Genomic DNA, 21520 nt, shown 5'->3' with positions numbered 1-21520 from the left:
CGCTTACCGTTTAGTCCCGAAAATCTTGCCCATGGCTGCCTTGATAGGCCCTGGCTCCATGCTCTTTTCCAAGTTGGCGTTCAAGATTGCCAGTTGCTTGAGCAATTGTTGCTGGATCTGGGCGTCTTCCTCTATTTTCTGGAGCAGCCGGTCATTGGTTTGGTTCACCTGGCCGGCCAAAAGCTGTTGTTGGGTGCCCAGCCGTTCCTGTTGCTGTTGCAGGTTCTCAAAGGGCCGCATGTAATCCAGAATACGCTGGTAAATGTTGTCCTCATTGAGCCTCCTGAAGTGTTCCTGCCACTTCTCATAGGCATTCTGGGCATCGCGTTCCTGGTGTTGCAGACGGGCTTCCATAAGGTCGGTAAGCCGAAGGGCAGCCTTATCAAAATACTGCTCGGTGCGCTGCGCAATGCTGTCCAGGTCTTCCTCATGACGGTCAAAGAAATGGATCTGGCGCTGAATATTCTCATCATGCTGCTGCAGGTAGCCCGGCACCTTGTCAAACCCTTCCTGTAAAGAAGTAAGCCGGCTCAGCACCTGCGAAATGTTTTGCGTAAGTTCCCCACCCTGCCGAACTGATTCGTTCAAGGCCTCTTGGTACTGCAGGAAATTCATGAATAGGCGCTCGCTTTCCTTGATCTTGTCAAACACCTGCAGGTTGGCATTGGCCATCTGAGTAAAGCCAATCTCATCCAGCTTCTTAATAAAGTCTTTCTGTATGCTGATGTTCTCCGTGAGCGTCTCCACAATAGGCCGGAAGCCCAGGATCTTGTCCAGGAAATCACGGTTAAAAGAGTCCAGCACTGATTTGAGGTTACCCAAACTGGCCGCCATGTCTGAGTTGAGCTTAGGCAGAAGGTGGGTCTGCAGAAACGTGTAGTACTCATTTTTGAGACGGTCACGGGTGCTCCGGGCGTTCTTAAGGGCATTATTACCAATCAAGGTGAGCAAGAGCCCCAGAAAACTGCCGGTCATGGCAATCAAAACCCCAAACAGGAACGAAGGAATGTTCTCATCGGTGATAAACGCAGACCCTTCTGACTGACTCCCCGACCAGATTAAACTAGACAAGCCTATAATTACACCCGAGAAAGTACCCAGTAGACCCACGTACAACGGCGTGGCAATAGTGGACTGCACTTCATCATCCTGGGCATCGGCGTAGCGCTCTGCCACGTCTTTGAGGATCTCAAAATCGGCGGCAGCTCCTTTGTTCAGGCGCAGGTACTCATTGGTGTTATGCAGGATTTTCTGAAAGGTAGGCGACGGTTTGCGGGCCTCCAGGAGGTCAATGGTCATCATCTCCCCGGAAAGTACCCGGGGCTCGTCCCAGGCCTCTTGCCCACCTTCCTCCAGGTAGATATTGCCTTTGGCCAGCAACTGCTGAAAGCGTTCTTTGCTGATGGAATACAGCGGAACGGTGCCGCCTTTTACCTCTATCTGTAACTGGTCTTCGCCTACGGCCAGCACCCGTTTCAAGACCGGGTTGGTGGGCGAATATTCCCGGAAAGGCTGTGCCTTGATGATGCTGGCCCACACCTGTTCAGGAGGCATGGGATTACGGCCCGAGGCATGGGCTGTCTCCAGCATGTGCTCCTGTACCGACAAGTGACCTTCTGGTGGGAAGAGCTCTTCTACGGCCGCAATCTTTCTTTTATTGGCCCGGTAGATAAACAGCTGGTAGCCCAGGATTATCAAAATCAGGAATGCCTCTAAAAAGAAAATACCTTGCATGGGGTTGGGGTGAGTAAATGGAAGAAAAAGAATAAGAGCCTGGTGTTATCTAGCACTAAGGCAATGGATTATGCTTTAAAGAAGCGCCGCCTAAAGTTAGCTTTCTGTTTTAAGCCTGTTTTACAAAAAACGGGCTTAAAACGGTAAAACGCAACAAAAGCAGGCCAGGCATTTCGCCCGGCCTGCTTTTGTTAAGAAAAGGGATTCCTAGCGGAAATCAATCCGGGCTTTGCGTTCAATCTTCCAGCCGTTGCCTACCTTGGTCAACAGGCCATCGCCCTGCTGCACAATCTGGCTTACCTGGCGGTTGGTTGGTTTCTCAAAAGAGAAAGCGTTCTCTAAACGGTCCATGCCCTGTGAGATCACGAAGGCCTGGTTTCCCGATAAGTTAAATCGGTAAGCGGTGCTATTGCTGTTGCTCGCAGCCGGGTTGTCAATTTCCAGGTAGCTGTCAGAATCTGGTCTCTGCTGCAGTTGGTGCTGCTTGATCACCCCGTCTTCCGGAATAATGGCAAACGCCGTTTTGCTCTGCGGCTCCTGCGGCTGCACTGGCTCAGGGGTTTGTTGGTTGGTGAGTTCAGAAAGCAGATCGCCTCCTACAAGGTCTGACCCCAGCGAAGCCTGTGGGTTCTGCTGGGGTCTGTTTTGGTTTGGTTGCCCTTCTGAAGTATTCATAGCATCTCTTGGTGGGTTTTCTCTCCTTTTCTTTTGTTGTTGTTGTTGTTGTTGTTGTTGTTGTTGTTGTTGTTGTTGTTGGACAGGTTGTTCCCCAGGGTTGCCTGCTCCTTGCCTTGGTTGGCCTTGACGAGGTTGGCCTTGCTGCTGCTGCTGCTGCTGCTGCTGCGCTTGGCGAGGCTGCTGTGGTTGCTGAGCGGCCTGTCCCGGTTGGCCCTGCTGGGGCTGACGCGGGTTCTGGGGCTGCCGTTGTTGCTGCGGTTGACCTTGTCCCTGCCGGGGTTCCTGTTGTGGGGCGTTCCCTCTTCCTTCTTGAGCCTGCTGGCTTCTTCCGGATTGCTGCTGTGGTTGCTGTTGTCTTTGGCGGGGCTCCTGCGCAGGCGTCTGGGGTTGACGGGTTGGTCTGTCTTGGGGGACTTTGGCCGAAGCCTGTTGCGGTTGGTTCCTATTGGCCCGGGCTAACTGGCTTTTCGCCTCCTGGTGTTTCTGGTCCAGGTTGTTGATTTTCTCGTTCAGACGGCTTACCCGGTTGGATAGGGTACCTATTCTGGTTAGGGCGAAGATGGCAATTGCCACTCCTAATACCCCTAAAATGATTGCAATGTACTCCATAAGGTACTTTTCTGTTATAAGGTTTTCATAGTAAAAGTCCGCGCCCCTGTTTTACAGCAGAAGCACGGACTCTGGATTCGCTTAGACAATGGCTCCCACCTGTTGGTGGTATAGCTCTTTAGACAACAGGTACAGCGACTGCTTCAGAGGCATGAAGAACATAGTCTCTGGCAACAATTCCCGGTCAGAAAGCCCACGTAGGGTTTCCTCCAACACCATGGTGTAGCTGTCCTGAATGTTATTGCGCATGAAATTCAACACCCAGTGCGGATCTACCTCCACGCCCATGGACCGCATCAAAGGGGCCACATCTGCATCATCTAACAACAGCTGCAGGCATTCCATCACGTTCTCCAATACTTCCTGCCGAATGGTAGAAGAAATCTGGCTTTTGTTCACCGGAAGCAAGGCATCCGCGCTATTGGCTGAACCAGTTGGGCGCATGATCGGAATATCCGTCAGGTCAGACAGATTGGCGCCGTCCAGGGCCAGAGCCCCGCCGTTGGCCGTTACCTGCTTAGGGTTGTCTACCAGTACCAGCTTGAAGTTACCTGGCGCCTCTTGGCCCGTCACTTTCTGGAAGATGGTTTTAGCGTAGCGCTCCACGTTAGACAGGTTATTACCCGCGCTCAGTAGCTTGATGTACAAACTTCCCTGACCGCTAAAGCAGATATACCGCGGCACTTTGGTGTCCAGCTGCTTGGTGAGCTGCGCCAGGTGATACATCATGGCCCCGAAATGCAGGTAGAACATCAGGCGAAGCTGACGTGCCTGCAACAACTGAGAACTGAAGTGCAGTTCTTTGTCATAGCTGAAGAGCAAGCTGGTGATGTCCGCGGAGTTAAAGTCTGGATTGTCCAGAGACGTCTCCAGGAACTTCTTGTATTCCTTGCCTTCATCAGTGAGCGGGATCTGTAGCACGTGGTCCACCCCGTAGCGCAGGAGGCCGTTGTCCTTACTGGTTTTCACCGTGGCAAAGCCATCGCCCCACAGGTCATTTCCGGCAAACCGGAACGAGGAGCTGTGCGAAGGCTTGCGGTTGGTAAACAACAGAATATCAGTAGTACCACCGCCTATGTCTACGTTGATCAGGTTCTCATCCTGGCTAGGCACCACGGCCCCTGTTCTGGATAGGAAGTAGAACGGCGCCACGGACTCAGTGATACAGGCGGTGTTGCGACCATTTTTGAAGACATTCTGGTACACCGTGTCCCAAACGTTCTGGAACATATTGCGGCTGTAGTCATCAAAGCTCAGCGGTGCGAACCACACCACCTTGGTGTTAGCCACGTTGCCGTTGTTAAGCACCACCTTGTTTTTGATCAGGTACATGATCTCCGTGAAGAAGGCCTCAATGCGGCGCTTGCCGGTATTGGTAAGCGTCTCGCTCCACTTCAGGTCTGTATGGTACGTCTGCTTGTACTGGTCCTGGTGGGTGCCCTCGGTGTTGATGGAGAACCCGATGTTGATGTTCCCAAACAGGTTAGGAATCTGGTTCTCAAAGTCAATAGACTCACAGGTGGCGGTTCTAGTCGGGAACGAATACAAAGACCCACCCGACCCAATGATCAACGGAATGAACTCGCGCTTCAACAACGTCTCTACAGCGAACAGACGCCCGAAGCCCCGCTTGTGGAACCGCTGGTAATCTGTGAGCGCCGAATCTTCTGAAGGCTTGTTCAGCATCACCAGCTGCAAGTCATTGGCCGTGATGGAGAACTCCTTGGGCGGCTGGTTGGCGCCAGCGGTAAACGCAATGTGAGTGTTAGAGGTCCCGAAGTCAATGGCGAAGGTGAAGTTATGGATGCCTTGCTGCACCTCTCTAAACCTTGGCACGATCAGCGCCTTGCCTACCACGTCCACGCCCTGGTGGGTGAACTCCGCAAAATCAAAGTGGGTCCCCCTGATTTCATAGTAGGTACTGCCCGCGCTGGCGTTGCTTTTCTTGGTGCGGCGCGTGCCGGTAGCCGAAATGATGCCGCCGCCTTCGCCCAGCTGGTTGCCGCCGGCGTAGAAAGATAGCGTGTGGTTTTTGTTTACCAGCAACGGATCAATGTCCTCGTCTACCAGCATCACTTTGTAGAAGTCATTGTAGGTGGGAGCGTCTACAAACTTATAGAACGGGAACACGCCTACGCCCACTTTTGACTTCAGGATATGGCCTTTTTCCGGGATCACCTGTCCGGTGGCATCTTTTGAATTCAACGGGTTGTCATAGTAGCTGCGCTCATACACCACATTTCCGCTCTCAGTGGGAACCTGCAGGGTTACCCGCACGTGGTTCACGTCAATATGGAAGGTAAGGTGATTGGCCAGGTCCTCAGGGGTGAAGTACTCAAAGTACAGGCTGGTGATAGGCAGCAGGTAATTAAAGGTCTTATCTGTCACCCCCGGCTGGAAAAGCACCGTGCCGGAGAAAAAGCGCTCGGTGTTCACCTCATAGGGTACCTGCACAATGGTTTCCTGGAGCAGGTCATTTATGGTCAGGTACGGGTAGTTGAACCCAACGCCAGGTAGAGACCGCGCCGGAATGGCTTTGACATCTGAGTACCCTACCTGGGTAGAGGTTGGCCAGGCCAGGTTGTTCACGTATTTCACGTGCGGGGCCAACCGCAGGTCTGGTTTGAGGACAATAGGACGGTCCCCAGCGAAGCGGTTATTGGTTGGCCGCAGGAACAGGTCACTGCTGTTCACGGCGGTTTGATTCTTCTTCACCAGGAAGTTCAGGTGGCCTACGTGCACCGGGTTCTGCTGCTGGTCAACCAACGGAATATAGTCTGCCGCGATGGCATTCTGCCCTACCACCCCAGACATGTTGATGCTCTTAAGCAGGTGCTCATCTAAGGAGTTATAGATGGCCGGGAACGCCTGCACAAACGCCGGGTTAGACATGAACAGCTTGTGCACATACTCCTTGAAATCCTGCTCGCGGTCCTGCAAGGGCACGTAATGGTTGTCAAAATAGACACCGGCGTTGTGCGTACGGTTAATGCCTAGCGGCTGCACGTGGGGCGACACAAACAGGAAGGTCAGCGGAGAAGTACCGCCTAACAATTGCATGCGCTGCTGGCCCTGACCGTTAGTGGTTTCCAGATAGAAAAGGAACAGCTCATCTACGTTTCTGAACCTATTGTCATTCATGAACAACTCCAGGGTCTTGCCTAGCAGGCGAGTACCGGGGTTGGCTTGCATGTTGGCCAATTGCTGCTGCTTGTTCCAGCGGCGCACCACAATCTTGTTGCCGCCCTGGGCGTAGCTTTGGTGGTGGTATAGGAGCTCCCACAAATCCCAGAAGTGGGTCACAAACTGGTGGTAAATGGTATTGTTGTTGCCGCCTACGCCCTGCTTTACAAAATCAAAAGCGGTTTCAAAAAGGTGCATGCGGGCAAAAGGCGTAGGAATAGACGCGTTGATCTTCTGGGCCCTGCCACCGGCGCCATCCACCATGTCTTTGATCTCGGTGCTGGTAATCTGGCTGGTCTGTGCCCAGCCCTCTACGTTTGAGCCGGTTTTATGAAGACGAAGTACTTTAGGCATGTTTACGTGTTTTAAAGGCGTTTTTAAGAAAAGATGCTGAAAACAGAATCCGCTTTCCGGGGGCTTTTCTTGTGGTTAATCTTTCACAGCGGGTGAAAGCGGGAAGACTTTCTAAATCAAAAGGCTTCCCGCATATCTTTCACTCAGGTAAATTACCTTGTTAAGAATATTTCAGTTTATCGTCCACCAGGTTGTTGGTGGCGGCTTCAAAGGCCTTGATGGTGGCCACAAACGCATCACGGTCAGAGATGCTCTCAGAAGCGCGGTTGAGCTCTTTCACAAAGGAGCCCTGGTGAATGCCTTTGTTCAGGAAACCGGTCTCCACTTGCTTGTCAGAAACCATTCGGTTGAAGTCGGTCTCATTGAGGTTGAGGGCCGCGAAGGTCCGCTCCTGCCGGCTCAACTCCTTCAGCCAGGACTGGTAACCAAACTCTGGGTTGGAAAGGAATTTATTCAGGTCCTTGAAGATAGGCTCATTCCGGATGGCGCCTTGCAGGTCTACCCCTTTGGCATAAGCGGCCTGGGCATCCTCTGGCAGGTGCTGGGCATAGTAACGCTCAAAGTAATGGAACCTGATGAGTTGCTTGGCAATCCGGTCACGGGTCTCATTGTCCAGGTGCGAGAACTGGATATGATCTACGTCTTCGCGCAGGCCGTACTCATGGAACAAGGCGTTGCCTTGCAGCTCATTGTCTGAGTAATCCATGAAGTCCACAATGGCCAGGGCGCTCAACAACTCCACCAGGTGGGCATCGTTTTTCTGGCTGGCGCGGCCCGGGTTATTCTCCAGTGGCTTGTCTGGGGTGTCCCCCATGTAATAGGTGGCGTTCAGGCCGTTCAAGTGGTTCTGGTAGTAAGAAAGCGCGTCCTTAGCTTTGGTGGTGAAGGCGTTGGAGTCAATATAATCGGTTTGTTGCCCGGCGGCCGGTTGCTCCAAAGAGAAATACGGTAATACCACCATAGCGCCGGTGAGGGCGTTGTTCAGGCTGGCCGCATTAGGGAGCGTAGAATGCGCATCTTTGAAGTTTTTAAGAAGTAGCGGGAAGCCGGCTGCACCGGTTCCGCCAAAGATGGAGCTCACAAAGAAGATCCTATCCCCGGCCTGGAAGTTGGAGGCAAAGAAGCGCATCTCTGGGGAATCAATAATTTCATTCAATACCACGGAGCCCACGTTGGGACTGCCTCGGAAGCCTACATCCAGGCTATTGTTGAGGTTCTCTGAGGTGAAGAGCAAGTCTACCAGCGCCTGGGAGTCAATGTCCAGCTGATTGTAGCCCACGTGGTCTTTGAACGGCTTGTTAATGCCCCCGAAGTCATACACGAAGCTATCTCTGATCTTGGCGCTGCCGTCATTGGCAATGCTGGAAAGGGTACTGATATCGGTATGGAAGAAGCCTTCATCCCGGCGGCCCAGCTTGGAGTGCAGGTGTTTGTAGGTCTTCAGCAATTCCACGGTGCGGTTCATGTCACCGTTCTGGGTGTCTGGGTCAATGATGATAGGGACAATCTTATCACAGTTCTTGATTTTCACGCCGGCGGCCATGAGCATGACCAGCGAGCGGATTACCCGGGAGCCCGTGCCCCCAATCCCGAATACAAATAATTTTGCCATAGGTTATTTAGTGTGAGGCCATTTCATAGGGGTAGTCCAGGCTTGAACCGACCCTTTTTTGAAAAGGAGGGAAAAAAGAAAAAACAGAATCACGCTCAATACCGCGTTCACAAAAGCGAAGGTGTAGGTATACGAATGGGTTTCAATGCCATTGCTGTTCACCTGCATGATGGGGATGAAAAATGCGATGACGGCATTCAGCACCAGCATGATGGTCCAGTGTTGGGTTTTGTAAAAGCCGGTGCTCATCAGGCGGTTAAAAACATAATAATACAAGAGCACCATGCCCAGCGTGATCAGGAACAAAGTCAGACCGGTGTTTGGGAAAACTACCTCGCGGTAGTCATTGGTGTAGTTGGCTGGCAGCGGACGGCCCAGGAACAATTCGTACAATCCTGAGAAAAAGTTCTGTATCATTCTTAGTTGTTTTCTTTGTTAAATTTCATAGTTACACTTAGGACATTTTCGTTTTGATCTCTATAGAGGGCCTGCACCCCCTGAATGATTTTAGAGAATTGGTACGTCTTTTTAGGGGCCGCCGCAGGATTATTGTCGTTTTCAGTAGACCAGTTGCCAACCCAGGCCGGGCTTACCTGCGGAAGGGTTAGGGTCAGCGTTCCGGTGGAGGCCGTCAAAGCGGGCACGTTTACTTTCACGAAATGGGTAAACTGGCTTAACTCGGGAACGGCCCTGGTTTCATCAGTTGCCGCAATTACAGTGCCAAGAGAAGCCTTCGCGCCGGTAGTGGTAAGCTTTAAATATTGCTTCAGATACCCCGCGTCTTTCATAGAAGCCGGTAACTGACTCAAATCCAAGCCTATGGTAAATTGCACGGGCTCTTTAGGTTCTGGCCGTAAATTCACCGAGGTACAGGCCTGAGCCGTACGGTTGGTGCAATATACCAGCCCCATGGGTTTGAATTGCGAGGCCTTCAACACTGCTGAAAAAGGCACATTCGGGTACTGGAAACCAAAGTACGCCTGCTGGGCGGGTAGGTTCCGGAGAATCTTGTTCATGACCACCTGCACTTCCTGTTGAGGGCCAACAATCCAGATGTAATACGGAATCTCCTCCCCTTGCAACACGCGGCTTACGGCTGGTTTTTTCACGGCCGGGTGGTACGTACCATAGAAAGGTGAAGTAGCACCCAATACTGCCACTACCTGGTTATGCTGCTCGGCGGCCTTCAGGCTGCTCCTGATATCTGAATCCAGGGAAAGGAACTGACCGGGGTTCCGGGGATCTGGTCCATGGATAAAATCAGAAATGATAATACTAACTGCCTTCCGCTCCATTGACTTGGCCAGAGCTGCCTGCAGCATATCGGGGAGCGGAGTACCCCGCACATCAGCCTTAATCCCGCTAGAGATGGTGTTTTTCAAGGTAGAATAAGAGACACTATCCAGCACCGGCTTGCCCTGATTGTTCTCTTTGGCCAGGTAAAAGCGCTTGGATTTCACATAACGGCCATCCTGAATTTCAGAGATCAACTGGTTCAGGCGGGTTTGGAAAGCCGTAGGTGGTTTGTCTGGCGCGGGGGGCGGAATAAACCCTTTCATGCCATTGGAGATTTCCAGGTAGAGGTTCACGTCTACCGTAGAAGCAGTAGCGGGGGGAGATTCTACCGGTACTTTTGCCGCGGAGGCATTGGGTTTAGCCGCCGGCTTAGCTTGTTCCTGTGCTACCTGGGAGGTTGATTCTTCAAGTTTTGTTTCCTTTTTGTAGCATCCGGTAAAGACCAATGCTATTGAAAGCAAAAGTACCTTACTACTGCGCATACACCTGGTTTTATCCATGCCCTTTGGGTTGAGTATTATTGGCAACTTACTAAGAATATAGCGAAAAGGTTATCTTTGGTTAGAAAGGAAATCAGATAATATTCCGCTAAAAATCGTCGTTACCACCCGCATCCTGGTTTTCAAACGCTGGCCTGTCCGTTTTAAGGATAAGGCCAACCAGAAGAAACAACGCTGGGTGAATGAATTTGGTATTAATTAAAGCCGATTAACTTTTGTTTTTGCCCTGTTTTTAGAAAAACGGGCGTAAAACAGGAAATGCCCTCGCGCCCTTGGTTTTACTCTTTTGCCCTTAACTTTCTTAATTACCAAGCCGCTTTCCGTATTTTGCCTGCCTAATAGCCCCAATGCATACAAGTATGAAGAAAAGAAGTCTCTCCTCCCTCAAGAAATACGCCTCTCTGCTAAGCCTGGCGCTTTTTATCTTTGGTTGTAAAGAAACCCAGGTAACCCCCACCACCTCCCAGTTGCCCGTGAGCGAGCACCTGGTGCTGGGAAATCCCAGTCAGGCCGAGGCTTCTGTTTCTGTCCCCAATAATTACCTGATAGTGAAAAAGGAATATGCCCTCTCCTATAGCCGTGACCGGGGCATTGCCAACTGGGTAAGCTGGCACGTGAGCAAAGATTGGCTAGGCGATGCCCCCCGGCAAGATGATTTCAGGATAGACGCGGCCTTGCCTGCAGATTGGTACAGGGTTTCTTCTTCCGCCTATACCGGTACGGGTTTTGACCGGGGCCACAACATTCCGTCCGGGGACCGTACCAATACCCAGGAGGCCAACTCGGCTACCTTTCTCATGACCAACATCCTTCCGCAGGCTCCCACCCATAACCGCGAACTTTGGTCTAATTTGGAGGAATACACCCGGCAACTGGTGAATGCAGGGCAGGAAGTATACGTGATTATGGGCAGCTACGGCACCGGCGGAACCGGCAGTAACGGTCCAGCCAACACCATCGCCAATGGCCGGGTCACCGTGCCCTCCAATATTTGGAAGGTTCTGGTGGTACTGCCAAACGGCGACAAGGACCTGGAACGCATTACCACCACTACCCGCGTGATTGCCGTGAATACGCCCAACCAAAATACGGTAAGATCAGACTGGAGCACTTACCGGACTACCGTTGATGCCCTTGAGGCCAGCACCGGCTATGACCTCTTGTCGGTACTCCCCAAACAACTGCAGGCCGTGTTGGAATCAAAAGTAGACAACGGGCCAACAAATTAAGGTAAACCAGTTAAAGTATCTGTTCCTTTTATTGACGTTCGTATTCTTTTCTTTTTAACTGGTCTGTATGGGTCCATCCTTGCAAGAAACCTTTGGTGATATTGATATTTACTTGTTTGACCAGCTCTTGAAAAACCGTTTTCAGGATTGCCAACGGGTGTTGGACGTAGGCTGTGGAACTGGCCGGAACCTGTGGTATTTTCTGCAGCAGGGCTTTCAGGTTTATGCCGTAGACCCTAACCCAGAAGCCTTGGCTCAAACCAAAAGCCTGGCCGCCCGGCTGGCCCCTACGCTGCCCGCTTCCAATTTCCAGGTGACCACTGCCGAGGCTTTACCTTTCTCAGATGCCTCCTTCGATTTGATTATCAGTAGTGCGGTCCTGCATTTTGCCCGAAACCCAGGGCACTTTGATCTTATGCTACAGGGCATGTGGCAAAAGCTGAAGCCGGGCGGCTTTTTCTTTGCCCGGCTGGCTTCCTCTATTGGCCTTGAAAACCGCGTAACTGCCCTCGGCCAAAGCCGATACCTTTTACCCGACGGTTCGGAGCGTTTTCTGGTAGATGAAAAGAGATTGTTGGAATACACGGAAGCCTTACGGGGAAGATTAATAGAGCCTCTCAAAACCACCAATGTTCAGAACCTCCGGTGCATGACCACCTGGGTCCTCCAAAAGCTGGGCTAATTTTAATCCTTGTTTATTAGGCAAAAAACCATTTTCTGTTTTAGGGCCGTTTTTGGTAAAACAGGCCTGAAACAGAAAACCTTAGATGGATTTAAGGAAAGGTGGGGCTTTCAGAAATCCAGAAAGGATCATTTGATTCGGGGCAACTCTCTTCCGGGTTAAAAGTATACGGGGAGAACCAACCACCAGCCAGATGATAAGGGTCTATAAGCTTTACACAGATGCAGAAGGACATTCCCGGTTTGAATTAGGAACCATAACTCCGCAACAGCTAACCCAAGCCATTTCCCTCCATTTCAAAGAAACGCCACCGCACAGCGCCTACGACTGGCACCCGGCGCCCAGGACCCAATATGTCTTGACCTTAACCGGCACCCTGGAATTCACTACCAGCCTAGGTAAACAGTTTACCCTCTTGCCAGGAGATGTTCTGCTTGCCATGGATACTACCGGCCGCGGCCATAAATGGAAAATGCTAGGCGACCAACCTTGGAAACGAGCCTACGTGGTATTTGACCAGGACGTAGAAATCAACTTTACCCAGCAAAAGTTTTAGAACTTTTACCGATTGAGAGATAATGCGTTAATAATTTTCAAAAGAAGAATTACTTGCTTCCTGTTTTGAGCCTGCTTTCCGGAAAATAGGCTCAAAACAGCGTTTCCTTTTAGGGTAATCCAACCCACCTTTTCACTCCTTTTTGGCGAATACAGGCCATTTCTTCCCAAGGGACCTGATTCACCTTTTCCCAAAGGCCCATCTTTTTACTCTTTTCCTCCTTATGTAACCAATGTCACTGAACGTGGTCTGGTCTTCTGCCACCTTTGTTTAAAGTTAGTTCTGTCATTTCCAGCTTTCAGGTGTCATCATGCCTTAAACAAACCTGGAAAGGAAAGAGCCCACTTCTTTAGACAAACCTTTAAAGCCATGCAGGATTTCTGGAATAACCGATACCATAGGCATAAATCGGTATACGGGGCTAAGCCGAATGAATTTTTTAAGGCTCAGCTGGCTGGTCTTAAGCCAGGGGCCCTCCTTCTGGCCGCCGAAGGCGAAGGCCGTAATGCCGTATATGCCGCGCACCAGGGCTGGAAAGTATCCGCCTTTGACTTTAGCACCACCGGAAAGGCTAAGGCTCTTCAATTGGCCTCCTAGGAAAAGGTAACCATTGACTATCTGATAAAGGAGGCAAAAGAATTTGAAGCAGAGCCGGAGAGCTTTGAGGCCATAACGCTCATTTACGCGCATTTCCCTCCGGTGCTGCGCCAATCATTTCACCTCAAAACAGTGGTTTGGCTAAAACCTGGCGGCACCCTTATTCTTGAAGCCTTCCACCCCAGGCAGTTGGAGTACGCCTCGGACGGCCCGAAAGACCCAGAAATGCTCTATTCCGCGGACCAATTAGCACAAGATTTTAAAGGTCTACAGATTCAGTTGTTGGAAGAATTGGCAATACCCCTTTCAGAAGGAGAGTTTCACCAGGGCCCCGGATTTGTGACCCGGCTGGTAGCTACAAAAAAATAAATATTTAGGAAAAACAGGCTTTGAAATAGGCCGAAAATCAAACTAAAATGGAAAAGCAACTAAGGGTAATGGTGCCGGTAGATTTTTCACCTGTTTCTTTGAAGGCTCTGGAATTTTTGGGTTTTTTAATGGACCAGATGCCAATTGAAACGCACTTGATACATGTGATTCAGGTGAATCAGGCAGATTGGGCAGGCAACAACGAGGCATCTGAAACGCTGGATCACGCCCAGATGCGAACCCTGGAACAAACCGCCGAGGACCGTTTTGCCCAACTCAGGCAACAGGTGGACTTTAAATTCACACCACATGTGCTGTACGGCGGCCTTACTACCACGCTAGCCAATTTCGCCAACCTACAACAGGTAGATCTGGTGATTATGGGTACCCAGGGCGCAGACGGCTGGCATGAGAAACTTTCTGGGTCAGAGGCGCAACATGTGGTAAGGTATACAGAAGTCCCGGTAATCACCATCCACCAAAACGCCAGCATCACCCCTATCCATAACATATTGTGGGTGGCAGATTTTGCCCAGGAGAAACAACCCAAGCGCTCTGTTTCGCTCCTTAAAGTGCTGCAAATAATATTTGGCGCTAAAATTCATCTGCTCCAGATTCTTCAGAAAGAAAATGCCCAGCAAGAAGAAAGTTTAAAGGAAGACATGCAGCACTTCGCAGACAATCTGCAACTTCAAAACTATGAACTTCACTTCCACCGTGATTTCAAAGTACCCGCCGGAGTCAGAAACTTCAACCAGGAATCTGAGATGGACCTGGTGGTCATTGGCACCCACGCCCGAAAAGGGGTTAGTCACCTCTTCTACGGCAGCATAGCTGAGACGCTGGTCAAACATTGCATTCGGCCGCTGCTTACCTATCACCTTAAATAAAGCCATAAGGGTTTACCTATATCAGCCTAGGGCAAGTACTCTTGATGAATAACCATTCAAATAAATGATAAAGGCAGGTAGGAAAATCATTAGGATGCCCCAATCTGGATGACTTTACAAGCGAATAACCCGGGCATAAAAAATGAGAGCACCCTCCTACTACTAAGTAAAACGGGAAGGCTTCCAAGAATAAATGCTGTGTGACAAACGTCACTGAATGTAGTAATGGGGGGCCGTACCTTTGTATGGAAATCTGAATAGCGAACAAGCCTTCAGAGACTACAAATTAACGCAGACAAAAAGGTAAAAAGATGAAGATAGAACAGTTTGAAGACAAAGGCCTGGCGCATTATGCCTACGCTGTTTTAAGTGAAACCACCAGAGAAATGGTGTTGATAGACCCGGCCCGTAATCCGCAGCCCTATTATGACTATGCAGCGGCTAACAACGCCAAGATTGTAAGAGTCATTGAAACGCACCCCCACGCTGACTTTGTGAGCTCACACCTGGAGATTCACCAGAAAACCGGGGCTACCCTTTACGCGCATAGCCTGGTAGGGGCTGATTATCCGTTCACGGCTTTTGATGAAGGAGCTATTCTGGAGCTAGGAGAAGTAAAACTGAAATCACTGCACACACCGGGCCACTCGCCGGACAGTATCAGTATTGTGCTGGAACAGGACGGAAAAGATAAAGCTGTCTTCACCGGAGATACCCTGTTTATTGGCGATGTAGGCCGCCCTGACTTGCGGGAAAGGGCTGGAAACATAACCGCCAAGCGCGAGGAACTGGCCAAACAGATGTACCACAGCACCCGGGAGAAACTGATGAAGCTGAACTATGACGTTCTGGTGTATCCGGCCCACGGCGCTGGTACTCTCTGCGGAAAAGGCCTTTCTGAAGCCAACAGCAGCACCATAGGCGCGGAAAAAATAGGCAACTATGCCCTACAACCCATGTCTGAAGAGCAGTTTGTGAAAGTGCTCACCGAAGACCAACCCTTCATCCCTAAATATTTTGGGTATGACGTAGCGCTCAACAAAAAAGGCGCCCCTGGGTACCAGGCCAGCCTGGATAAGGTGCCACGCCTGGACAAGAACTTCAAACCCGAGCAAGGTGCCTTGGTAATTGATGCCCGCCCAGAAAAAACCTTTAAAAAGGGACATTACAAAGGGGCTATAAACATCCAGAACGGGGGTAAGTTTGAGACTTGGCTGGGCAGCATTGCAGGCCCTCAGGAAACCTTCTACCTGGCCGCAGAAAGTGAGGCTGAACTAAATGACCTGATCTCCAAAGCTGCCAAAATTGGATATGAACTCCTTATCAAAGGAGCCTTCGTGCTGGATGAGGCCAAAGACAGTACCACCCCAGCATTAAATGTGGCGGATCTACGCGAGAACCCAGACAATTATACCATTGTAGACATCAGGAATGCCTCTGAGGTGAAGACCGGTAAGTTCTTTGCCCAGGCCCTTAATATTCCATTGCCTGAGTTGCGGGAGCGTGCTGGTGAAATCCCCACGGATAAATCGGTGGTGGTGCATTGCGCCGGGGGGTATCGCTCTGCGGCGGGCAGCAGCATTGTAGAGGCTGCCCTACCAGACACCAAGGTATTGGACCTGAGCGAAGCCGTTAACGACTTTAAATAAGGTGACAATTGCAGGCGTAGCCGGTGCATGCAAGTGCACCGGCTATTTCTATGTAAATGCTTTTGTATCTATCCCTTGCGGCAACTGTCCGTATAAAAAATAAAAAGGAAAAACGATGGCACCAACAAGCAAACCAGAGCAAGACCGGGTCAGGGAAAGCACCCCCACTGCAATAAATCAGCAAATTGACAACGAAATGCTGTCTAACATTGCTTATTATGGCCGAAAAAGTGAGAAAGCCATCAAAAAGAGGTTAAAGCAGTTGGACAAGGAATGGGCCATTGAGCGCGTGCTGGAAGTGAATGCTTCTACACTGGCATTAACAGGCCTGGTGCTGGGTGCCACCAAAGACAAGCGCTGGCTTATTATGCCCGGTATCGTTTTGTCTTTTCTTATGCAACATGGCTTGCAGGGCTGGTGCCCACCGCTGGCCATATTCCGGAAGTTGAACTACCGCACCAGAAAGGAAATAGACGAGGAACGTAACTCGTTGAAGGCCCTTCGGGGAGATTTCAAATCCATCCATAAAAATACTACCGCTGAAACCGTTCTGGACATTGTGAGAGCCTACGGAAGCCTTTAAAAATACTTACTCTTAGTTTACCTCATCAACTAACTGTTTCTCTCCATCTAAAGAGGAACAGCGCAAGCGCCTTTCTGACCTTAACCCGCTCTATGGAAACCACGCAAAAAGACCTCATTCAGCAGCAATTCCCCCAATTTGAACAGTTTCTTCTGGATGATATCCTGGCGCACAGCACCATCCGGCAGGTTGCTGAAGGCGAAGAGGTAATGCGCACCGGCCAATACATCCGGTCCACGGTTTTACTGCTCAGCGGCCTTTTAAAAGTCTACAGGGAAGATGACGAGGGGAATGAGTATCTGATGTATTTTCTGGAGCCAGGCAATGCCTGTGCCCTTTCTATGATGTGCACCGCCCGTGATGAGAAAAGCCAGATTATGGCCAAGGCCGTCTCTCCCTCAGAGGTCATTTTAATTCCATCACACCTTTCAGAGCAATGGCTGGGCAAATACAAGACCTGGCACAACTTTGTGATTGCCTCTTACCGGACCCGTTTTGAAGAATTGCTCCAGACCCTGGACAGTGTGGCCTTTAAAGGCTTGGATGAACGCCTCCTTTTTTACCTAAAACGGCAGGTGCAGGTAACCGGCAAAGAGATCAGGCTCTCTCACCAACAGATTGCAGACGAATTGAACAGCTCAAGGGAGGTGATCTCCAGGTTACTTAAAAAGCTGGAACAGACCGGGGCTATCACCTTGCACCGCAACTATATAGAAGTCCACAATCTGGCTAAAACCTAGAGTTAAAAAAAGGAAAGTAAAATCTACTTTCCTTTTTTATTGGTGCATTCAGCTATTTCCGTTTTGAGGCCGTTTTAGCAAAAACGTCCTCAAAACGCCAAGGGAAACCATCCTGCAAAGTCAGGTTAATTTTTCTTTATCCTAATTGCCGCTAAGCATCCCTTAACTAACGTTAGGGTTTATCTGCTTTTTTTTTCCAATTTTGGTGCTGGTTTCCTTCTGTGATAATAGTCACTGTGTCCCTATGGTAGGGCCTCTACCTTTGTATCAGAAATCAACTTAAAGGACGAAATGGAAATTTTAGGGTACGTTGCCGCTCTGGTTATAGGACTTTCGCTGGGGCTCACCGGTAGCGGGGGCTCCATTCTTACGGTGCCAATTTTGGTCTACCTTATGCACCTGAGCCCGGTAATCGCTACGGCTTACTCCTTGTTTGTGGTAGGTAGTACCAGCCTGGTGGGCAGCGTAAAGTTTTACCGGAAGGGCTTGGTAAGTTTCAGAACAGCCCTAATTTTTGGCGTACCTTCTCTCACTACTGTTTTTCTGACCCGCACGTTTATTGTTCCGGCCATTCCTGAGTATATTCTTACAATAGCTGGTTTTGACATTACAAAAGACCTCCTGCTCATGGTGCTGTTTGCCCTGCTTATGGTAATGGCCTCTTTCAGCATGATAAAGAAAAGAAGACTCAAACCTAATTTGGAGAATGGCCAACAAAATACCCCGTATGCTGCCGTAGTGGGCCAGGGTATTTTGGTTGGGCTGGTATCTGGTTTGGTTGGCGCAGGCGGCGGTTTTCTCATCATCCCAGCGCTGGTCCTATTAACCGGCCTGGATATGAAATTGGCCGTTGGGACCTCTCTTTTCATCATCGCCGCAAATTCATTGATTGGTTTCCTGGGAGACCTTTTCCATTATGACATAGATTGGGTATTTCTGCTTAGTTTTTCTGCCCTTTCTATTGCGGGCATTTTTATTGGCACCGCGATGGCCTCCAAAATCCAGGGGGAAAAATTAAAGAAAGGGTTTGGCTGGTTTGTGCTGGCTATGGGAGTGTACATTCTTATCAGGGAAATATTTCTCCCTTAAGCTGGAGGGTAACCAAAGTCACTGTAGGGCTTGCCCATTAGGCTCAGCTTTGTATTAAAAAAAAGAATTAAAAATTTTAGTCTTAACCACTTTACATCATGAAAGTAGAACAGATTTATACCGGCTGCCTGGCCCAAGGCGCTTACTACATAGAAAGCAACGGCGAAGCCGCCATCATTGATCCGCTTCGGGAAATTACCCCTTATTTGGAAAGGGCGGAGAAAAACGGGGTAAAAATCAAATACGTGCTGGAAACCCACTTCCACGCCGATTTCGTGTCTGGCCACGTGGACCTGGCCCGGGCTACGGGCGCACAGATTGTTTTTGGGCCCAATGCCAAACCAACCTTTGCCGCCCACATTGCTATAGATAATGAGGAAATCAAGCTGGGTGATGTGACCATCAAGGTGCTGCATACCCCCGGCCACACCATGGAATCCACCACCTATCTGCTTAAAGACGAAAACGGCAAGGATTACGGCATCTTTTCTGGAGACACCCTATTCATTGGAGACGTTGGAAGACCCGACCTGGCGGTGAAGTCAGACCTGACCGAGGAGCAACTGGCCGGTCACCTGTATGACTCCCTCCGGAATAAAATCATGCCCCTCGCCGATGACATTATCGTATACCCCGCCCACGGCGCTGGTTCTGCCTGCGGTAAGAACATGAGCAAGGAAACCACAGATCTGCTAGGCAACCAGAAGAAAACCAACTACGCCCTGCGACCAGACATGAGCAAAGAGGAATTTGTGAAGGAAGTGACAGATGGGCTCACCCCGCCGCCCAGCTATTTCCCTAAAAACGTGCAGATGAACCGGGAAGGATCTATGGATATCGCCCAGGTTATGAGCCAGGGCTTGCAGGCATTGTCACCTGAGGCATTTGAAGCGGCCGCCAATGAAACTGGCGCCCTCCTGCTGGACACCCGCCATCCAGATGTCTTCGCGAAAGGATTTATCCCAAACTCCATCAATATAGGCATTGACGGAAACTTTGCCCCGTGGGTGGGCGCCCTAATCCCGGATATTCAGCAACCCATCTTGTTTGTAGCCGAGGAAGGCCGGGAGGAAGAAGTGGTAACCCGTTTGGCCCGTGTTGGCTATGACTTTGCGTTAGGCTATCTGAAAGGTGGGTTCAACAGTTGGCAACAGGCCGGCAAGGAAGTAGATACCATCACCTCTATCTCAGTCCAGGAGTTTGCCAACCGCTACGCCCAGAATAAGGAAATAAAAGTGGTAGACGTGCGCAAACCCGGTGAGTTCCAGGCTGAGCACGTGCAGACGGCCCTCAATTATCCGCTGGACTACCTGAATGACCACCTGGCCGAACTGCCCAAAGAACAAGACATGTACCTGCATTGCGCCGGAGGATACCGCTCTATGATTGCCGCCTCTATCTTAAAGGCCAGAGGCTTTGAGAACGTGATTAACGTAGAAGGTGGCTTCAAGGCCATTGCAGAGACAGACATTCCCAAGACGGCCTACGTTTGTCCATCCACCCTAAAATAAAGAAGGGGCCTGGGATTGTTTATTTAGAAAAGCCCAGGCCAGCTTTTTTCTTCCTTTCATTAATGTTGACAGATGGTTTTTGTTGCGTGACCAAAGTCACTGAACCTGGTTTACAAACCCCCGATCTTTGTGTTATTATTTCAATCAAACAGATAATAGCCATGTTCAACATATTTAAATCAACCCCAAAGAATTACGAAAACCTGGATGGGTCAACATTCAAAACCAGATTCCAGCAAGCCGGCAAAGCCGAGTTACTGGATGTTAGGACCCCAGGAGAATTTGCCTCAGGAAGCCTTCCCGGCGCTAAAAACCTGGATGCCATGTCTACTCAGTTTGCTGCTCAAGTAGATAAACTGGACAAGAACAAAGAGTATTTTTTGTTTTGCCCGAGCGGCAACCGCAGCGGAAGCGCCTGTGATTTGATGGCTTCTAAAGGATTTAAGGCCCACAGCCTTTCTGGCGCGGCATAAGCGACTGGCCCAGATAAGATTACGAGACGTTATATAACCTACACCTCAAAGTATTACTGGCCGTGCACCAGACGTCTGCCGATAATACGTTCTAACCACTACTAATCAAAAAGGAATAAAATATGGTGGAATTAATAAGGCAACCATGGCCATGGTACACGTCGGGGGCTGTGATCGCCTTTGTGATGGTGCTACTGCTATTTTTCGGGAAATCGTTTGGGTTCTCCTCCAACCTACGCATTATCTGCACTGCCTGCGGGGCAGGTAAGCATGTGAAGTTTTTTGATTTCAACTGGAAGTCCCAGGTCTGGAACCTGCTTTTTCTGGTGGGTGCCATTATAGGAGGCTTTATTTCCGCTGAATTCTTGTCTACCGGAGAAGCGGTCCAGATTTCGCAGGCTACCATCCAGGACCTGCAGCAACTGGGCATCTCCCAGCCGAAGGGCATTCAACCAACAGAAATTTTCAGCCTGGAAGCGCTTTTCACCGTTAAGGGTTTTCTGGTGCTTCTGCTGGGTGGTTTTATGGTAGGGTTTGGCTCACGGTACGCCGGGGGTTGTACCTCTGGGCATGCCATTAGTGGGTTGTCTAACCTGCAGTGGCCTTCGCTCATTGCCGTGGTAGGTTTCTTCCTGGGAGGGCTTATCACCACCTTTATCCTGTTGCCCCTCCTTTATTAGCGCCACCATCTACAAATAAGGTCTTCCCCTCCAACACGTTAAAATATGAAAAGTCTTAAGTTTATTCTGGCCGGTATCTTGTTCGGGATTGTCATGAGCAAGTCAGAGGCCATATCGTGGTTCAGAATCCAGGAGATGTTCCGGTTTCAGTCTTTCCACATGTACGGCATCATTGGTACGGCGGTAGTACTGGGCACGCTGGCTACTTTCCTGATCAAGAAATTTAAATGGAGAGATTACCAGGGCAACCCGATTGTCTTCACGCCCAAAGAGAAATCTGTGCCACGCTACCTGCTTGGCGGAACCATCTTCGGTTTAGGCTGGGCCCTGACCGGCGCCTGCCCGGGCCCTATGTTCGTGAACATAGGTTTCCAGTATTGGGCTATTTTAGTGGCCATTCTAGGAGCCTTGCTGGGCACGTTCCTGTATGGAGTGGTGCGAGACAGATTACCCCATTAATACCGTTTTAAGCCCGTTTTTCATAAAACAACCCCAAACCACATAAA

Annotated in this window: 20 protein-coding genes; 14 read left to right on the top strand and 6 right to left on the bottom strand. The window is 50.2% G+C overall.

What is annotated here, in order from left to right:
- Positions 1–3: 3 nt before the first annotated feature.
- On the bottom strand, positions 4–1734 hold the full coding sequence (locus tag ACYVJQ_RS09490) for a BAR domain-containing protein (RefSeq protein WP_460892835.1): 1731 nt from the start codon (positions 1732–1734) through the stop codon (positions 4–6).
- Between the two features lie 207 nt (positions 1735–1941).
- The gene (locus ACYVJQ_RS09485) at positions 1942–2409 is read right to left on the bottom strand and encodes a hypothetical protein (RefSeq protein WP_460892834.1); all 468 of its coding nucleotides are present in this window, start codon (positions 2407–2409) and stop codon (positions 1942–1944) included.
- Between the two features lie 141 nt (positions 2410–2550).
- Here ACYVJQ_RS09485 and ACYVJQ_RS09480 point away from each other — a divergent pair, with 141 nt between their 5' ends.
- A complete protein-coding gene (locus ACYVJQ_RS09480) occupies positions 2551–2871 on the top strand; it encodes a hypothetical protein (RefSeq protein ID WP_460892833.1) in 321 nt (106 codons plus the stop codon).
- A gap of 231 nt (positions 2872–3102) precedes the next feature.
- Here ACYVJQ_RS09480 and ACYVJQ_RS09475 read toward each other — a convergent pair whose 3' ends face one another.
- From ACYVJQ_RS09475 to ACYVJQ_RS09460, 4 genes are all read right to left on the bottom strand, one after another.
- Complete coding sequence (locus ACYVJQ_RS09475) at positions 3103–6558, bottom strand: hypothetical protein (RefSeq protein WP_460892832.1); 3456 nt, start codon at positions 6556–6558, stop codon at positions 3103–3105.
- A 160-nt stretch (positions 6559–6718) separates the two neighbouring features.
- Positions 6719–8170: a hypothetical protein gene (locus tag ACYVJQ_RS09470; RefSeq protein WP_460892831.1), complete on the bottom strand. Its 1452-nt coding sequence runs from the start codon at positions 8168–8170 to the stop codon at positions 6719–6721.
- A gap of 3 nt (positions 8171–8173) precedes the next feature.
- Positions 8174–8587, bottom strand: coding sequence for a hypothetical protein (locus ACYVJQ_RS09465; RefSeq protein WP_460892830.1), 414 nt, complete (start codon positions 8585–8587; stop codon positions 8174–8176).
- A gap of 2 nt (positions 8588–8589) precedes the next feature.
- Positions 8590–9948, bottom strand: a complete 1359-nt coding sequence (locus ACYVJQ_RS09460; RefSeq protein ID WP_460892829.1) for a hypothetical protein — start codon at positions 9946–9948, stop codon at positions 8590–8592.
- Positions 9949–10325: 377 nt separating this feature from the next.
- Between ACYVJQ_RS09460 and ACYVJQ_RS09455 the strand changes: the two genes are divergently transcribed.
- The 13 genes from ACYVJQ_RS09455 to ACYVJQ_RS09395 all read left to right on the top strand — a co-directional run bounded on the left by ACYVJQ_RS09455 (position 10326) and on the right by ACYVJQ_RS09395 (position 21473).
- Complete coding sequence (locus tag ACYVJQ_RS09455) at positions 10326–11195, top strand: DNA/RNA non-specific endonuclease (RefSeq protein WP_460892828.1); 870 nt, start codon at positions 10326–10328, stop codon at positions 11193–11195.
- Between the two features lie 67 nt (positions 11196–11262).
- The gene (locus ACYVJQ_RS09450; protein ID WP_460892827.1) at positions 11263–11877 is read left to right on the top strand and encodes a class I SAM-dependent methyltransferase; all 615 of its coding nucleotides are present in this window, start codon (positions 11263–11265) and stop codon (positions 11875–11877) included.
- A gap of 193 nt (positions 11878–12070) precedes the next feature.
- On the top strand, positions 12071–12433 hold the full coding sequence (locus tag ACYVJQ_RS09445; protein WP_460892826.1) for a hypothetical protein: 363 nt from the start codon (positions 12071–12073) through the stop codon (positions 12431–12433).
- A 369-nt stretch (positions 12434–12802) separates the two neighbouring features.
- Positions 12803–13030: a hypothetical protein gene (locus ACYVJQ_RS09440; protein WP_460892825.1), complete on the top strand. Its 228-nt coding sequence runs from the start codon at positions 12803–12805 to the stop codon at positions 13028–13030.
- 416 nt (positions 13031–13446) lie between these two features.
- Complete coding sequence (locus ACYVJQ_RS09435; RefSeq protein ID WP_460892824.1) at positions 13447–14289, top strand: universal stress protein; 843 nt, start codon at positions 13447–13449, stop codon at positions 14287–14289.
- 311 nt (positions 14290–14600) lie between these two features.
- Positions 14601–15938 carry an MBL fold metallo-hydrolase gene (locus ACYVJQ_RS09430; protein ID WP_460892823.1) on the top strand — a complete coding sequence of 446 codons (1338 nt, stop codon included), beginning with the start codon at positions 14601–14603 and terminating at the stop codon, positions 15936–15938.
- A 115-nt stretch (positions 15939–16053) separates the two neighbouring features.
- Complete coding sequence (locus ACYVJQ_RS09425; protein ID WP_460892822.1) at positions 16054–16521, top strand: hypothetical protein; 468 nt, start codon at positions 16054–16056, stop codon at positions 16519–16521.
- 92 nt (positions 16522–16613) lie between these two features.
- Positions 16614–17261 (top strand): Crp/Fnr family transcriptional regulator, encoded by a 648-nt coding sequence (locus tag ACYVJQ_RS09420; RefSeq protein WP_460892821.1) that lies wholly within the window; start codon positions 16614–16616, stop codon positions 17259–17261.
- A 291-nt stretch (positions 17262–17552) separates the two neighbouring features.
- Positions 17553–18350, top strand: a complete 798-nt coding sequence (locus ACYVJQ_RS09415; protein WP_460892820.1) for a sulfite exporter TauE/SafE family protein — start codon at positions 17553–17555, stop codon at positions 18348–18350.
- Positions 18351–18448: 98 nt separating this feature from the next.
- Complete coding sequence (locus ACYVJQ_RS09410) at positions 18449–19861, top strand: MBL fold metallo-hydrolase (RefSeq protein WP_460892819.1); 1413 nt, start codon at positions 18449–18451, stop codon at positions 19859–19861.
- Positions 19840–20334 (top strand): rhodanese-like domain-containing protein, encoded by a 495-nt coding sequence (locus tag ACYVJQ_RS09405; RefSeq protein WP_460892818.1) that lies wholly within the window; start codon positions 19840–19842, stop codon positions 20332–20334. The genes ACYVJQ_RS09410 and ACYVJQ_RS09405 overlap by 22 nt, the downstream gene beginning before the upstream one ends.
- Positions 20335–20456: 122 nt before the next feature.
- Positions 20457–21014 (top strand): YeeE/YedE family protein, encoded by a 558-nt coding sequence (locus tag ACYVJQ_RS09400; protein ID WP_460892817.1) that lies wholly within the window; start codon positions 20457–20459, stop codon positions 21012–21014.
- A gap of 45 nt (positions 21015–21059) precedes the next feature.
- Complete coding sequence (locus ACYVJQ_RS09395) at positions 21060–21473, top strand: DUF6691 family protein (protein ID WP_460892816.1); 414 nt, start codon at positions 21060–21062, stop codon at positions 21471–21473.
- The last annotated feature ends 47 nt before the right edge of the window (positions 21474–21520 follow it).

Source organism: Rufibacter soli (assembly GCF_054781795.1).
This window is presented reverse-complemented; position numbering and strand designations above follow the sequence as displayed.

Bases quoted from the DNA above. Each gene is read 5' to 3' on its own strand.
- ACYVJQ_RS09490 (WP_460892835.1), bottom strand. From the start codon at position 1,734: ATGCAAGGTATTTTCTTTTTAGAGGCATTCCTGATTTTGATAATCCTG.
- ACYVJQ_RS09485 (WP_460892834.1), bottom strand. From the start codon at position 2,409: ATGAATACTTCAGAAGGGCAACCAAACCAAAACAGACCCCAGCAGAAC.
- ACYVJQ_RS09475 (WP_460892832.1), bottom strand. From the start codon at position 6,558: ATGCCTAAAGTACTTCGTCTTCATAAAACCGGCTCAAACGTAGAGGGC.
- ACYVJQ_RS09470 (WP_460892831.1), bottom strand. From the start codon at position 8,170: ATGGCAAAATTATTTGTATTCGGGATTGGGGGCACGGGCTCCCGGGTA.
- ACYVJQ_RS09465 (WP_460892830.1), bottom strand. From the start codon at position 8,587: ATGATACAGAACTTTTTCTCAGGATTGTACGAATTGTTCCTGGGCCGT.
- ACYVJQ_RS09460 (WP_460892829.1), bottom strand. From the start codon at position 9,948: ATGCGCAGTAGTAAGGTACTTTTGCTTTCAATAGCATTGGTCTTTACC.
- ACYVJQ_RS09455 (WP_460892828.1), top strand. From the start codon at position 10,326: ATGAAGAAAAGAAGTCTCTCCTCCCTCAAGAAATACGCCTCTCTGCTA.
- ACYVJQ_RS09450 (WP_460892827.1), top strand. From the start codon at position 11,263: ATGGGTCCATCCTTGCAAGAAACCTTTGGTGATATTGATATTTACTTG.
- ACYVJQ_RS09445 (WP_460892826.1), top strand. From the start codon at position 12,071: ATGATAAGGGTCTATAAGCTTTACACAGATGCAGAAGGACATTCCCGG.
- ACYVJQ_RS09440 (WP_460892825.1), top strand. From the start codon at position 12,803: ATGCAGGATTTCTGGAATAACCGATACCATAGGCATAAATCGGTATAC.
- ACYVJQ_RS09435 (WP_460892824.1), top strand. From the start codon at position 13,447: ATGGAAAAGCAACTAAGGGTAATGGTGCCGGTAGATTTTTCACCTGTT.
- ACYVJQ_RS09430 (WP_460892823.1), top strand. From the start codon at position 14,601: ATGAAGATAGAACAGTTTGAAGACAAAGGCCTGGCGCATTATGCCTAC.
- ACYVJQ_RS09425 (WP_460892822.1), top strand. From the start codon at position 16,054: ATGGCACCAACAAGCAAACCAGAGCAAGACCGGGTCAGGGAAAGCACC.
- ACYVJQ_RS09420 (WP_460892821.1), top strand. From the start codon at position 16,614: ATGGAAACCACGCAAAAAGACCTCATTCAGCAGCAATTCCCCCAATTT.
- ACYVJQ_RS09415 (WP_460892820.1), top strand. From the start codon at position 17,553: ATGGAAATTTTAGGGTACGTTGCCGCTCTGGTTATAGGACTTTCGCTG.
- ACYVJQ_RS09410 (WP_460892819.1), top strand. From the start codon at position 18,449: ATGAAAGTAGAACAGATTTATACCGGCTGCCTGGCCCAAGGCGCTTAC.
- ACYVJQ_RS09400 (WP_460892817.1), top strand. From the start codon at position 20,457: ATGGTGGAATTAATAAGGCAACCATGGCCATGGTACACGTCGGGGGCT.
- ACYVJQ_RS09395 (WP_460892816.1), top strand. From the start codon at position 21,060: ATGAAAAGTCTTAAGTTTATTCTGGCCGGTATCTTGTTCGGGATTGTC.